At 42.0% G+C, this 14,074-nt stretch carries 15 protein-coding genes; 9 read left to right on the forward strand and 6 right to left on the reverse strand.

The features are described 5' to 3' along the window. Position 1 precedes the first annotated feature (1 nt). The 5 genes from RHO15_05375 to RHO15_05395 all read left to right on the forward strand — a co-directional run bounded on the left by RHO15_05375 (position 2) and on the right by RHO15_05395 (position 4,488). Positions 2 to 472 carry a PTS sugar transporter subunit IIA gene (locus RHO15_05375; GenBank protein ID WVD64940.1) on the forward strand — a complete coding sequence of 157 codons (471 nt, stop codon included), beginning with the start codon at positions 2 to 4 and terminating at the stop codon, positions 470 to 472. Between the two features lie 2 nt (positions 473 to 474). After that, a complete protein-coding gene (locus tag RHO15_05380; GenBank protein ID WVD64941.1) occupies positions 475 to 1,167 on the forward strand; it encodes an L-ribulose-5-phosphate 4-epimerase in 693 nt (230 codons plus the stop codon). Between the two features lie 12 nt (positions 1,168 to 1,179). After that, the gene (locus tag RHO15_05385) at positions 1,180 to 1,827 is read left to right on the forward strand and encodes a 3-keto-L-gulonate-6-phosphate decarboxylase UlaD (GenBank protein WVD64942.1); all 648 of its coding nucleotides are present in this window, start codon (positions 1,180 to 1,182) and stop codon (positions 1,825 to 1,827) included. Positions 1,828 to 1,909: 82 nt separating this feature from the next. Further along, the gene (locus RHO15_05390) at positions 1,910 to 2,782 is read left to right on the forward strand and encodes an L-ribulose-5-phosphate 3-epimerase (protein ID WVD64943.1); all 873 of its coding nucleotides are present in this window, start codon (positions 1,910 to 1,912) and stop codon (positions 2,780 to 2,782) included. A gap of 308 nt (positions 2,783 to 3,090) precedes the next feature. Beyond that, on the forward strand, positions 3,091 to 4,488 hold the full coding sequence (locus RHO15_05395) for an NAD-dependent succinate-semialdehyde dehydrogenase (protein WVD64944.1): 1,398 nt from the start codon (positions 3,091 to 3,093) through the stop codon (positions 4,486 to 4,488). Positions 4,489 to 4,585: 97 nt separating this feature from the next. Here the strand turns inward: RHO15_05395 and RHO15_05400 are convergent, their stop codons facing one another. The 5 genes from RHO15_05400 to modA all read right to left on the reverse strand — a co-directional run bounded on the left by RHO15_05400 (position 4,586) and on the right by modA (position 7,901). Further along, a complete protein-coding gene (locus tag RHO15_05400; protein WVD62916.1) occupies positions 4,586 to 5,101 on the reverse strand; it encodes a thioredoxin domain-containing protein in 516 nt (171 codons plus the stop codon). A gap of 4 nt (positions 5,102 to 5,105) precedes the next feature. Then, positions 5,106 to 5,567 (reverse strand): redoxin domain-containing protein, encoded by a 462-nt coding sequence (locus RHO15_05405; GenBank protein ID WVD62917.1) that lies wholly within the window; start codon positions 5,565 to 5,567, stop codon positions 5,106 to 5,108. Positions 5,568 to 5,785: 218 nt separating this feature from the next. After that, positions 5,786 to 6,466, reverse strand: a complete 681-nt coding sequence (locus RHO15_05410; GenBank protein WVD62918.1) for an ATP-binding cassette domain-containing protein — start codon at positions 6,464 to 6,466, stop codon at positions 5,786 to 5,788. A 2-nt stretch (positions 6,467 to 6,468) separates the two neighbouring features. Beyond that, positions 6,469 to 7,158, reverse strand: coding sequence for a molybdate ABC transporter permease subunit (modB, locus tag RHO15_05415; protein WVD62919.1), 690 nt, complete (start codon positions 7,156 to 7,158; stop codon positions 6,469 to 6,471). Next, a complete protein-coding gene (gene modA / locus RHO15_05420; protein WVD62920.1) occupies positions 7,155 to 7,901 on the reverse strand; it encodes a molybdate ABC transporter substrate-binding protein in 747 nt (248 codons plus the stop codon). The genes modB and modA overlap by 4 nt, the downstream gene beginning before the upstream one ends. A gap of 263 nt (positions 7,902 to 8,164) precedes the next feature. On the opposite strand from modA, the gene RHO15_05425 reads away from it, so the two are divergent. From RHO15_05425 to RHO15_05440, 4 genes are all read left to right on the forward strand, one after another. Continuing rightward, positions 8,165 to 8,953, forward strand: a complete 789-nt coding sequence (locus tag RHO15_05425; protein WVD62921.1) for a TOBE domain-containing protein — start codon at positions 8,165 to 8,167, stop codon at positions 8,951 to 8,953. 67 nt (positions 8,954 to 9,020) lie between these two features. Continuing rightward, positions 9,021 to 10,487, forward strand: a complete 1,467-nt coding sequence (modF, locus tag RHO15_05430) for a molybdate ABC transporter ATP-binding protein ModF (GenBank protein WVD62922.1) — start codon at positions 9,021 to 9,023, stop codon at positions 10,485 to 10,487. A gap of 421 nt (positions 10,488 to 10,908) precedes the next feature. Beyond that, positions 10,909 to 12,912 (forward strand): excinuclease ABC subunit UvrB, encoded by a 2,004-nt coding sequence (uvrB, locus tag RHO15_05435; GenBank protein WVD62923.1) that lies wholly within the window; start codon positions 10,909 to 10,911, stop codon positions 12,910 to 12,912. Between the two features lie 17 nt (positions 12,913 to 12,929). After that, a complete protein-coding gene (locus tag RHO15_05440) occupies positions 12,930 to 13,280 on the forward strand; it encodes a RidA family protein (GenBank protein WVD62924.1) in 351 nt (116 codons plus the stop codon). Between the two features lie 50 nt (positions 13,281 to 13,330). On the opposite strand, the gene fabA is transcribed toward RHO15_05440, so the two are convergent. Continuing rightward, a complete protein-coding gene (fabA, locus tag RHO15_05445; GenBank protein ID WVD62925.1) occupies positions 13,331 to 13,852 on the reverse strand; it encodes a bifunctional 3-hydroxydecanoyl-ACP dehydratase/trans-2-decenoyl-ACP isomerase in 522 nt (173 codons plus the stop codon). Between the last annotated feature and the right edge of the window lie 222 nt (positions 13,853 to 14,074).

A 14,074-nucleotide genomic window follows, 5' to 3' on the forward strand; every position in this document is an offset into this window, starting at 1 on the left:
TATGGCATTTAAACAGTCCTTAATGGAAAATGATTCAATTTTACTCAAGGCCAAAGCTGAAAACTGGCAATCGGCGATAAAATTAGGCACCGATATGTTAGTTAGTTCTGGGGCTATCACACCGCATTACTACGATGCGATTATTCACTGTGTTGAAAAAATGGGGCCTTATATCATTATTGCGCCCAACTTTGCTATGCCGCATGCGCGGCCTGAAGATGGCGTAAACAGAACCGCATTTGCCTTAGTCACTCTGGATAAACCGATCTATTTTGAGGGTGAAGATGAACCGGTTGATGTGCTGGTCACCTTAGCCGGTAGCACTTCAGATCAGCATATGGAGGGCTTAATGGAAGTCATTTCCATTTTAGAGAGTGAAGAGAGTGAGACCGGTGTCGATCTGAATAAATTCAGACAGTGCCACTGTAAAGAAGATATTTATGCCGTCATTGATCAAACGCTGGGAGCCTGATTATGTTTCAAACCTTAAAAACGCGAGTGCTAGCCGCTAATCTGGCGCTGCCTCGTTATGGACTGGTGACATTTACCTGGGGAAATGTCTCGGAGATAGACAGAGAAAGAGGCGTAATAGCGATCAAACCATCTGGTGTTGAATATGAGGATATGCAGTTAGCCGATATTGTGGTGCTTGATCTTAATGGTAATGTCATTGAAGGGGAGCTGAATCCCTCTAGTGATACCGCAACTCATCTGGCCTTATATCGCGCCTTTGATTCGATTGGGGGCATTGTTCACACTCACTCTCGTCACGCCACGGTATGGGCTCAGGCCAGTATGGATATTCCGGCTTTAGGGACGACTCACGCCGACTATTTTTATGGTGATATACCTTGTACGCGCCCATTACATGAAGCCGAGATTAGTCAAGATTATGAGGAAAATACCGGCTTAGTGATTATTGAAGAGTTTATGCGCCGCCAGCTTGATCCGGTTGCGATGCCTGGTGTTGTGGTATCTGGACATGCGCCATTTTGTTGGGGGAAAAGTGCACTGGATGCGGTGCACAATGCGGTGGTGCTTGAGGAGGTCGCATTAATGGCATTTGATACCCGTCAGCTTAATCAAGAGATCAAAATTCAACCAGCTTTATCCAATAAACACTATTTTCGTAAGCATGGTGAAAATGCTTACTACGGACAGAAATAAAAGGAGTTCACTATGACGCAACCGATGTTACAAATTGCTTTAGATCAAACAGATTTAGCTACTGCGCTTGAGGTGGCTAACAACGTGCAAAGTTATGTCGATATTATAGAGATTGGTACGATTCTAGCTTTTGCCGAAGGGATGAATGCGGTTAAACAGATTAAAAAAAATCATCCTGACCATATCATTGTCTGTGATCTAAAAACCACCGATGGGGGAGCAATTTTAGCCAAAATGGCTTTTAGTGCTGGCGCCAATTGGTTAACGGTCTCAGCTGCTGCACATATTGCCACTATCGCGGCTTGTAAGAAAGTCGCTGATGAGTATCACGGTGAAATACAGATTGAAATTTATGGTAACTGGACATTTGAAGATGCGAAAGCGTGGCGAGAACTGGGGATTAAACAAGCTATTTATCACCGTTCACGGGATGCCGAACTGGCTGGCGTGGGGTGGACTGCAGAAGATTTGCAAAAAATGAAAAAGTTGTCCGATCTGGGTCTTGAACTATCGATTACCGGCGGCATTGTGCCGGAAGATGTGCATCTGTTTGCCGAAATTAAGGCGAAAGCCTTTATCGCGGGACGAGCATTAACCGGTGATAAAGGCAAAACCACTGCTGAGGCACTACGAAAGCAAATTAATCGTTATTGGTCTTAAACGCATCGCAACAGGTCAGGCATGACAATTGTGTGGTGCCTGTTTATTATCGATATGATTAGTATCTATAGTGGGTAGAGTTATGTATAAAACCAAACAAACGCCTCGATTAGGCATTTATGAAAAAGCCATACCCAATATCTACACCTGGCCGGAAAAACTACAAACCGCACAAAGCTTAGGTTTTGATTTTATTGAGATCTCTATCGATGAATCGGCTGAACGTCAGGAAAGACTGGATTGGTCAGAGAAAGAGATTTATGCGTTACGTCATCTGTGTGAACAATATCAGCTCCCGCTACATTCGATGTGTTTAAGTGCGCATCGAAAATATCCGTTTGGCTCGGCGGATGCCGCGATAAGGTTAAAAGCACAGGAGATCATGAATAAAGCCATTGAATTTGCTTATAAATCGGGTATTCGGGTGATTCAGTTAGCTGGATACGATGTCTATTATGAACCAGCTAATGAGCAAACACATCTTCGTTTTATTGAAGGTATGCAGTGGGCTGCAAAGCAAGCTGAGCGAGCTGGTGTGATGCTGGCAGTAGAAATTATGGATACGGATTACCTTAATGCGCTCAGTAAGTTTGAAATTCTTAAACGAGAAGTCAATTCCGCTTATTTTATGGCTTATCCTGATGTTGGTAATATCAATGGTTGGAACTACGATACGTGTACTGAATTAAGGTTAAGTCGCGATCATATCGTCCAGATTCATCTCAAAGATACCTTTAAAGTCAAACCTAATTATGCGGGCCAGTTTCGCGATTTAGTGATCGGCGAAGGTGAGGTTGACTTTACGGCGATATTTAAAACGCTGAAAGCCATCCATTACACGGCACCTATGGTGATTGAAATGTGGGCGCAAGACGATAAGTGGCGTCAAAATATTATCACTGCAAAAACGGTTTTACAAAGCGCGGCTAAACAAGCCGACTTCCCACTCCTCTGATTAATCTCACAGACTGATAGGATAAAGAGACTTTATTCATTCAGTCTTTGTTCTTTTTAGCGATATCCCCAACATGCTAACGGTATCTTTTAATCCCGATAAGTGTGATTTAACTATTTAATTTTTAATGTGTTTTATTTGATGCTATATTGCTCAAATAACGCTGAAAGATTAAACATGACGATTTTGGCTAAACACGGCTATTTTACCCAAGCATCGCGTAACGGCACCAGCGGTGTTGTTATTATTAAGGCGACTAATTCAGTTGATTAGTTGCAAATTGCTCACACTGTAAAGAGGTACTAAATATGTCTGCTCCTGTATCATCAATCAAAACCCTCAATCCGACCACAAACAAGATTGAAAAAGTCTTTAAAGAGATGACTGATAGTCAATTAGACCATATTTTAGCTGCTGCCGATCAAGCTTTTTTATCCTGGAAGACGACATCAATTGCAACAAGGGCGCAATTACTGCATAACGTTGCCAAGATTATGCGCACGCGTAAGCAGGCGCTGGCACGATTATGCACTGTTGAGATGGGTAAGCTGGTTGCCGAAGGCATTGCTGAAGTTGAGTTATGTGCCGATATCTTTGATTACTATGCGGATAATGGTGCGCAGTTGCTAGCCGATCGGCAGTTAACTGTGAAGCAGGGTAAAGCCTTTTTAAGTTATGAACCACTTGGTGTGTTATTGACCGTGCAACCCTGGAATTTTCCTTTTTATCAAATCACCCGAACGGCCGCAGCCAATTTAATGGGCGGCAATACCGTGGTTTTAAAGCATGCTTCGAATGTGCCTCAGTGCGCAGAGATGATGGAGAAAATCTTTATCGAAGCAGGCGCACCCAAAGGTGTTTACAGTAATCTATTTGTGTCAGGTAGCCGAGTTTCTCAGTTAGTTGCCAGTCCCTATGTAAAGGCGGTCTCACTCACCGGGAGTGCACCGGCGGGTTCGAGTTATGCCGCAGCAGCAGGTAAAGTCATCAAGAAATCTACGCTGGAACTGGGCGGCAGTGATGCCTTTATTGTTTTAGCCGATGCCAATATTGAACAAGCGGTGAATATGGCCGCCTTCGGACGTTTATGGAATGCCGGCCAGGTCTGTATTTCACCTAAACGTATTATTGTTTTAGAGAGCGTTGCCGATGAGTTTATTCGCCGTGCAACCGATATCTATAAGCAGATTGTGATTGGTGATCCGCTTGAGGCTAAAACGCAGCTTGCACCACTGAGCACTGAAAAGGGATTGGTAGATGTGCTTAAGCAGGTTGAGACCACGGTTAAGCAGGGGGCGAGATTAGTTTATGGTGGTCATCGTCTCGACCGTGAAGGCTTTTTTATGCAGCCGACTATCCTAACCGATATTAAGCCGGGCATGTTAGCCTACGCCGATGAGATCTTTGGTCCTGTTCTGTGTATCTATGCAGTCAAAAATATTGAAGAGGCGATTAAACTGGCTAACGATACAGAGTTTGGCTTAGGCGGGACAGTATTTGGTAATAATACTGATGAAGCTGTTAAGATAGCACGTCAAATGGTGACCGGTATGGTATATATTAACCATATTACCGGGATTTCACCTGAGCTACCGTTTGGCGGAACTAAGCAGTCTGGTTATGGTCGAGAACAAGCCGATGCAGGATTCTACGAATTTTTAAACGCAAAATTAATTCGAATTACCACACCAGAGAGTGCCTATTAATGAACTAATCATTAGGGCATTATTCATCTGTTTAAAATAGCGTGATTCTTCTACATCAGCTGCTGTTTAGCCATTTTTGAATCGTATACAACTGGGTTTAAATCAGCGTCTGGATATAGCTGAGTAGTGCCTGAGCCGAGTAATCGCCCTGATATTTTTTCCCATTAATGTAGATAGATGGGGTGCCATTGACGCCACTACGTAAGCCACTCTCAATATCACTGTCAATTTTTTTTATCAAAGCGGTGTTTTGAAAGTCAGCACTAAACTGCTTTTTCGTCACGCCGAGTTGCTTGGCGTACTGCATGAGTGAATTATCGTCAAGATGTTGCTGATTTTCATAAAGCAGATCATGCATTGGCCAAAATTGCTGGTGTTTAGCCATCAGCTCTGCAGATATGGCTGCATCTAGCGCATTGGGATGCATATCGAGTGGAAAATTTCTAAAAATAAATTTAAGTTTGTCGCCCAGTTCTACTTGTAACGATTTGACCGTATAGTGAAAATCCCGGCAGTATGGACATTGATAATCACCATATTCAACTAATTCTATCGTTGCTTGCGGATTGCCTTGTATATGATCATTGGCTGACACAGTCGGTTTTAATGGCATACACTCACTCCTTATTTAATTGTTCTAAGGCATCAATGACACCATCAACGCCAGGGTTAATGCCATCAGCAGATAACGCACTCCAACGAATAGTGCCTGTTTCATCGATAAGATAAAGCGATCTTTTACTGTGGCCCTCAGTGGTATGATAACTTTCATAGCGTCTGGAGACCTCACCTTTAGGTTCAAAATCGGCAAGTAAAGGGAAGTTTAGATGGTGTTTTTCGGCAAATACTATATGAGAGGATACACTGTCAACCGAGATAGCGACGACGGTAGCATTATTTTTGGCAAATAATTTGAGTGAGGCATTAAAGATTGAAAGTTCGTCGGAACAGACACTACTCCAGTCTGCGGGATAAAAAACCAGAATGACTTTTTGACTAGCGAACTGACTGAGAGATATCGGTTTATTTAAGTTTGATTGCAGCGTAAATTCAGGTGCTTGAGTGCCAGTTTTTAACATATTAACATCCTTATTCATATGAACGAAATGAGAATATCACAATCAATAAATCAGACAAATTTGACAATATTGCCCAATTGTTGAGGAAAAAATCAGCTTAAATACTTCATTGTATGTTGTTTTCTTATTGAAATACAAAGACATTATTTTAAATAAATTGAAATGACAAAGTCTGATATTCTCAATCGGCGATTCAACAGGATATTGAACCAAGTGATTTATAGCCACTCCTTGAGATATGGACTCTCTAAAATAGTGGCCGTTTCACCATAATCAATTAACTGGCCCTGCTCAAAGATGGCAATATGCTGGGCAATCTGCCTGGTTTCATTAATATTGTGCGTCACGTAAAGCATGGGAACATCGAGTTCTGCGACTAGCTGTTTAATATAGATTAACAGTTCTTTTTTACGTGGCATATCGAGTGCAGACAGGGGTTCATCAAGTAATAATAGTTGCGGATCACTTAATATCGCTCGACCAATTGATATGCGCTGTTTTTCGCCACCAGAGAGCATCGCCGGATAACGATTTAATAAATGCCGGATATTGAGAACATCAATAATTTCATCAAAGCGCTTTTGTCCATTACTTGCCATTCCATAGGTAAGATTTTTTAAGACTGAGTAGTGTGGGAATAGTAACGCTTCCTGAAACACAGTACCGATATGACGTTTTTCTGGTGGTACAAAAAACTGATGACTACTATCAACTAGTGTCTGGCCATTTAAACTGATAGAGCCAGAATCAGGCTTAATTAAGCCGTTGATCAAATTAATTAAGGTTGATTTGCCAGAGCCGGATACGCCTAAAATGGCCGTAATACCTTCACACACAAAATCATGTTCAAGATGGAAGGTGAAATGGGGCAATTTTTTATTGAGTTTGAGTGAGAGCATAATTATCCTGCAAGCTTGCGTTTGTGCCAACGCATTAGCCACTCGGAGGCGAGTAAGGCAATGATCGACATTATGACTGCAATGATACACAGACGCATGGCTTGATATTCACCGCCGACAGTCTCTATTAGTGTGTACATGGCTAACGGCAGTGTCCGCGTCTCGCCGGGAATATTCGAGACAAACGTGATGGTTGCACCAAATTCACCCAGCGATCGCGCAAAACCGAGTACTAACCCCATTAAAATACCCGGAAAGGCTAATGGTAGGGTAATCGTTATAAAGACCCGTAAACGGCTAGCACCGAGCGTGCGGGCGACGTGCTCCAGACGCTGATCGATGGATTCAATGGCTAAGCGAATCGAACGAACCATTAACGGAAAGGCGACGACCGCCGAGGCCAAAGCGGCACCTTTCCAGTTGAAGCTAAAGCTAATATCAAAATAAGTATAAAGCCATTTACCGATCAGCCCTTTTTTGCTCATGGTCAGTAATAGTAGATAACCTAATACCACGGGCGGTAAGACTAACGGTAAATGGATAAAACTATCGAGCAGGGATTTGCCCATAAACTGAAAGCGCGCCAGAATCCAGGCCACTAAAATGCCCAGCGGCAGACTAAAGATGATGGCTGCCGCAGCAACTTTAATGCTGAGATAAAGGACTTGCAGTTCATACGCAGTGAGTATCATAGCGTGACAAATCCATATTTTTCGAATACCGCTTTGGCTTGTGGACTTTTTAGAAAAGTGTAAAAGGCCTGACTTGGTGCTGAATCATTTAATAGGCTAATAGGGTATTCGATGGCATCAAAGCTGTCAGCCGGAAACTCACCGACGATTTTCACTTTATTGCTGACTTGTGCATCTGTACTGTAGACAATGCCCAATGGGGCTTCATCCATTTCAACTAACATCAGCGCAGCACGGACATTGTTTGCTCGAGCAAGCTGGGATTCTAATCGACTATAAGCACCTAGATGGGTTAATGAGGCTTTGGCGTAAACACCCGCCGGCACATGATCAGGATCACCAACAGCCAAATGTGAACCAGCAGGTAATAAAGTTGACCAGTCAGTATGTTGATCAATGATAACGTTATTGATTGGTGAGGTTTTTGGGGCAATCAGCACTAAGGTATTTTTCAGTAAGGTCTCTTTATTTTTAGCCAGATTACGGTCTAACAAATAATCCATCCACTGTTGATCAGCTGACATGAAAATATCGGCCGGAGCGCCTTGTTCTATTTGCCTTGCTAAGGCAGAGGAAGAGGCGAAAGAGAAGACAATATCGGTATCTGGATGACTTTGCCGATAAAGCTGGCTAATATTTTCCATGACATCGGTGAGGGAGGCCGCGGCAAAAACGGTAATTTTTTCTGCTGCATTGACGGTAAAACAGCATAACATCATTATGAGAGGAATTATTTTTTTCATGATCATCTCTTTATCGTTATATAAAAAATAATATAGCGATAATATCAGATACCGAGTCATTCGTATAGTGATGCTCGATTTTCTGTTCAAAAAATCACTGTTTCAACCAGTGTTTAGCGCTATATTTTATCTTGTTATCGTTGATTTTAAATCAATTTATTCTGGTCTTCCCTTTCGTTATAAACCACTTATTTCTGCTAAAATTATGGTATAATCACAGCAGAAATAAGCCCGCCACATTGATGCAAACGTTAGGTGTTATGATGCTAGAAGCAGAGATTTTACTGACCTTAAAATTAAAACAGCAGTTATTTACCGATACACGTCGCATCGCATTACTTAAGCAGATCAAAATCACTGGCTCATTAAGCCAGGCGGCTAAAATGGTGGGTATCAGTTATAAAACGGCTTGGGATGCGGTACATCAAATGAATACCTTATCACCCAAACTGATGGTTGAAGCCTCGATTGGTGGTAAAGGCGGCGGCGGCGCGAAATTGAGTCGGTATGCGCAGCGCTTTATTCAGTTATATGATTTATTAACCACACTTGAATATCGTGCTTTTAAAACATTGAATGATGATGATGCACCTTTGGATAACCTGTTAGCTGCAACCGCAAAGCTGTCAGTGCAGACAAGTGCACGGAATCAGCTTTATGGTACGATTATTCAGTTACCTGATGCCGCATTATCAGGTGCAGTTAAGGTGCTGTTAGAGGATGGACGAACCAGATTGACGGTTAATATGACGCAAGGCAGTATCAAACGACTTGATTTGGCAGAAAACAAAGCCGTGATCCTCTTGATAAAAGCACCTAACGTCACCATATCAAAGCAGGTACAGACTGATAGTGATAACCAGTTTACCGCAACTATCTCTAATGTGATGAGCGATGCTTTATGGCATGAGATCGAGCTACAACTGCCATCTGGTTTAATCATCTGTGCGACTTTATCGGCAGCGCAATTTCTTCGCCAGTTATATGAAAAGGGTGATATTGTCAGCGTATCAGTTAATCCGGAAAATATTATTTTAGCCACATTGGTATAATTTCACTTGGATGTTTTAAGACGGCATACTGTTTTTACGTACAATTAAAATAATAACAGGAGAATTTATGTTAACGATCTCTCAAGGCCGATATCGCATCAGTGATTTTCGACTATTTTCTATACCTGAATTATGCATTGAACCTCGTCAGAGTTGGGCTTTTGTCGGCAGTAATGGGAGTGGTAAATCGGTGCTCGCGCGCGTGATTGCCGGCGCAGTATCAGAACAATCCGGTGAGCATAACAATCGCTTTGCAAAGGTGGCTCGATTATCGTTAGAACAGTTGCAAAAACTGGTTGATGAAGAGTGGAACCGAAACAATACCGATCTGCTAAGTGCCGATGAAGACGATATCGGCAGAACAACCGCACAAATTATTCAGGCGCAGGTCAGTGATGCTGATAGATGCGAGGCGCTGGCGCAACAATTTGGTATTGCACATTTACTTGAGCGGCGCTTTAAATATCTTTCAACCGGTGAGACGCGCAAAACATTATTATGTCAGGTATTGATGTCAAAACCTGATTTACTGGTGCTCGATGAACCCTTTGATGGGCTTGATGTTCTTTCTCGTCAGCAGCTGGCAAAAACCTTAGCTGCGTTATCGGCACAAGGGATGACATTGGTTTTGGTGTTAAATCGTTTTGATGATATTCCCGATTTTATTGACCATGTTGGTGTTTTAGTCGAGTGTGAATTAGTTAAACAAGGGCCTAAAGCAGCCATGTTACAAGATGAGATGATTAAACAGTTTACTAATCTGGAACATCTTGCTCACTTTACCTTACCACCGTCAGATGACGATCTGATTGTGCTAGATGCCAACGTGCCACGGATTAAGCTGAATAATGGTTACGTGCACTATAATGACAAAGCCATCATCAATGGCTTAACCTGGCAGGTTAATGCCGGTGAACATTGGCAGATTATTGGCCCAAATGGGGCGGGTAAATCCACCTTACTTAGTTTAATTACCGGTGATCATCCGCAGGGATATAGCAATGATTTAAGTCTGTTTGGACGTCAGCGCGGCTCAGGGGAGACCATTTGGGATATCAAAAAACATATTGGCTATGTCAGTAGTAGCCTGCATTTAGATTATCGTGTCAGCAGTAGTGTACGCAATGTGCTGATTTCTGGTTATTTTGACTCAATCGGTGTGTATAACGCTATCAGTGATAAACAGTTAAAGCTGGCTAACGAGTGGCTAATTTTGTTGAATCTACTTGATAAAGCTGATCAACCGTTCCATTCGTTATCCTGGGGACAGCAGCGGCTGATTTTGATCGCGCGTGCATTGGTGAAGCATCCGATCTTATTGATCCTTGATGAACCTCTGCAAGGATTGGATCAATTAAATCGAGAATTAGTTAAACGCTGGATAGATCGCTTAATTGAAGAGGGGCACAGCCAGTTACTCTTTGTCTCTCATCACGCCGAAGATGCACCAAATTGCATCAGCCACTGCTTAACATTTGTTAGTCAGGAAGAGAGAGGCTATCAGTATAAAATGACCGAATCCCCTAAAAGATAGTCAATAACGATTAAAAGTAGGATTAATAAAAATAAATTAAATCACTTGGCGATTATCTCTAGCGCTAATTCACGTACTTTTTATGAGGCTAATTCCTTGAATTATAGGGATTCTACTAAATTTAGGTGATTTAAAAAAGTTATCCCCGTTGCCTGTGGATAACTCTGTTAATAGATTATTGAAAAAATGGATAACCTCTAGAAATCAAAGGTTTTTGGTCAACTTGGTCATAATGTGATCGGTTTTTTTCAAATTAAATAAAATCAATAAGTTATAATAAATCAAGTCGTGTGGTGAACCCGTTTTTTATAATTTTAGTGATGCAAAACGGTCATAACAGTAAAAGAATAAAGGTCAAGCTTTTTTGGGGATAATTTTTTATTAATAGGTAAAATTTAAGTTTATAATTTAGGAAAATGAAATGAAAAATTTTAAATTGCATTCTGATTTTAAACCCGCTGGTGATCAGCCAGAAGCAATTAAAAAGATCCTGCAAAATCTTGATGATGGTATTGCACATCAGACGCTGTTAGGTGTAACTGGATCCGGTAAAACATTTACCATGGCCAATGTGATTGCCAAGCATAATCGACCAGCTATTATTTTGGCGCCCAACAAAACCTTGGCGGCTCAGCTATATGGGGAGATGAAAGCCTTTTTTCCTGAAAATGCAGTAGAGTATTTTGTCTCTTACTATGATTATTATCAGCCTGAGTCTTATGTACCGACGACCGATACGTTTATTGAGAAAGATGCGTCGATTAACGAGCATATCGAGCAGATGCGTCTGTCAGCGACCAAATCATTACTTGAACGTCGCGATGTCGTGATTGTGGCATCGGTATCGGCAATCTATGGCTTGGGTGCACCGGAAACGTATATGGCGATGATCTTGCACTTAACGCGCGGTACGATCACCGATCAAAGAGCTATTCTGACCCGGTTGGCTGAGTTACAGTACAAACGAAACGATTTTGGTTTTTCGCGAGGGACCTTTAGAGTTCGCGGTGATGTGATTGATATTTTTCCGGCTGATTCCGATTCAACGGCGGTTCGCGTTGAATTGTTTGATGATGAAGTGGATCGCATTACTATCTTTGATCCCCTGACCGGTCAGATAGTGAATGAGGTGCCAAGAATTACCATTCATCCAAAAACGCACTATGTGACGCCACGAGATCGTTTAGATTTAGTGGTGGAACAGATTAAAGAGGACTTAGCGCTGCGCCGTCAGGAGCTGCTTGATAATCATCGTTTACTTGAGGAGCAGCGTCTATCACAACGGACGCTATTCGATATTGAAATGTTGAATGAGCTTGGTTACTGCTCGGGGATAGAGAACTATTCACGTTATCTATCGCAGCGTCAGCCCGGCGATCCACCTGCAACGTTATTCGATTATTTGCCCTCTGATGGTTTACTTTTTATTGATGAGTCGCATGTGGGAATTCCACAAATCGGCGCGATGTATAATGGTGACCGTTCACGTAAAATGACCTTAGTCGATTATGGTTTCCGTTTACCGTCGGCCTTGGATAACCGACCACTGAAATTTACCGAATTTGAAAGTATCATGCCGCAGACGATTTATGTTTCAGCGACGCCAGCGAAATATGAGATTGAAAAATCCAGTGGCGAGATCATTGAACAAGTCGTGCGTCCAACCGGCTTGCTCGATCCGATTCTTGAAGTGAGGCCAGCCACCACTCAGGTGGATGATCTCTTATCCGAAATACAGATTCGTTTGGCGAATGATGAACGTGTTTTGGTCACCACGTTAACCAAACGAATGTCTGAGAATCTGACCGACTATTTGGTTGAGCACGGTATCAATGTCAAATATTTACACTCTGATATTAATACCGTTGAACGTATGGAGATCATTCGCGATTTGCGTCTTGGTGAAATCGATGTTTTGGTTGGAATCAACCTATTACGTGAGGGACTTGATATCCCAGAAGTTTCGTTAGTGGCGATTTTAGATGCCGATCGAGAAGGTTTTTTACGTTCAGTCAGTGCACTAATTCAGACGGTGGGCCGAGCCGCGCGAAATGCCAATGGTAAAGCAATTCTATATGCGGATAAGATAACGCCAGCCATGCAAACTACCATCGATGAAACCGCACGCCGTCGTGCAAAACAGGAAGCCTTTAATTTGGCCAATGGAATTACCCCAACCTCTGTTCGCAAAGAGGTTCAGGATATTCTAGGGACGACCATGGGGCAGAAGAAAACCAATAGTAAAAGTCGATTGTATGAAAAAGGTCAAGCGTATCATCTACTGTCGGCCACTGAGGTTCAGCAAAAAATTAAAGATCTCGAGGCGCAGATGTATGAAGCCGCTAAAAATCTCGAATTTGAGAAAGCCGGCGTCTTGCGTGATGAGATTAAGCAGTTAAGAGAAGAGTTTATACAAGTATCATAATATAAAAAGGAGAGACAATGTCCATAATCAGAATAGATCCAGAAGCGCGCTGGTCTGAAGCAGTCATACATAATGGGGTTATCTATTATACTAGCGTACCAGCCCAGCTTGATGGCGATGCTTATGAACAAACCCAAAGTGCATTAGCTGAAATTGATAACATGCTAGCCAGAGCCGGTAGCGATAAATCGTGTATTCTCGATGCGACGATCTTTATTATTGATAAAGCTGATTTCAAAGCGATGAATCGTGCCTGGGATGAGTGGGTTTGTGCGGGTCATGCGCCGGTACGCTGCACTGTTCAGAGCGGTCTTATGCATGAAAAATACAAAGTTGAGATTAAAATTATTGCGGCAGTGGCTGAATAAATCAGTAGCCTGATTTGCGTATAAAAAATGGGGCTAAGCCCCATTTTTAATTAGAATGTGGTAGTATCCTGAAACAAACCGACTTTTAAATCAGTGGCTTGATAAATTAATTTACCATCAACAAATACTTCACCATCAGCCAGTCCCATAATCAACTTACGATTGATGACACGTTTAAAATGAATTTTATAGGTCACTTTTTTCGCTGTCGGTAGCACTTGACCCGTAAATTTCACTTCACCGACCCCAAGGGCGCGTCCTTTACCTTTACCGCCTAACCAGCCAAGATAAAAACCCACTAACTGCCACATAGCATCAAGACCTAAGCAGCCAGGCATAACTGGGTCACTTTTAAAATGACATTTGAAAAACCATAAGTCAGGATTAATATCTAGTTCAGCTTCAACATAACCTTTATCAAAGTGACCGCCACTTTCATTCATTTCAATCACGCGATCCATCATCAGCATCTCATCTGCTGGTAATGGCGGCCCATCATGACCAAATAGTTCATTATTACCTGATGCAATCAGGTCTGCTTTTGTATAAGATGATTTTTTCTCAAACGACATAGTCTACCTTTGGCTATCTGATTCTTAAATTAGCGTACAAGTGTAAGCTCAATTAAACGGATTTGCAAATGATTAATACTTGCCAGCGCTGACTTTAGCAACTATCGTTAAAAAATTCAACCTGAAAGATAAGCTTGAGCACTGTAGTGTGTTGTTTTTTTATACGGTTTTCGATTATCAGACAGCAATTAAACTATTAAAATGAAGATTTTAACGACATTT

This window comes from Orbaceae bacterium lpD01 (assembly GCA_036251705.1).
Taxonomy (GTDB): Bacteria; Pseudomonadota; Gammaproteobacteria; order Enterobacterales; family Orbaceae; genus Utexia; species Utexia brackfieldae.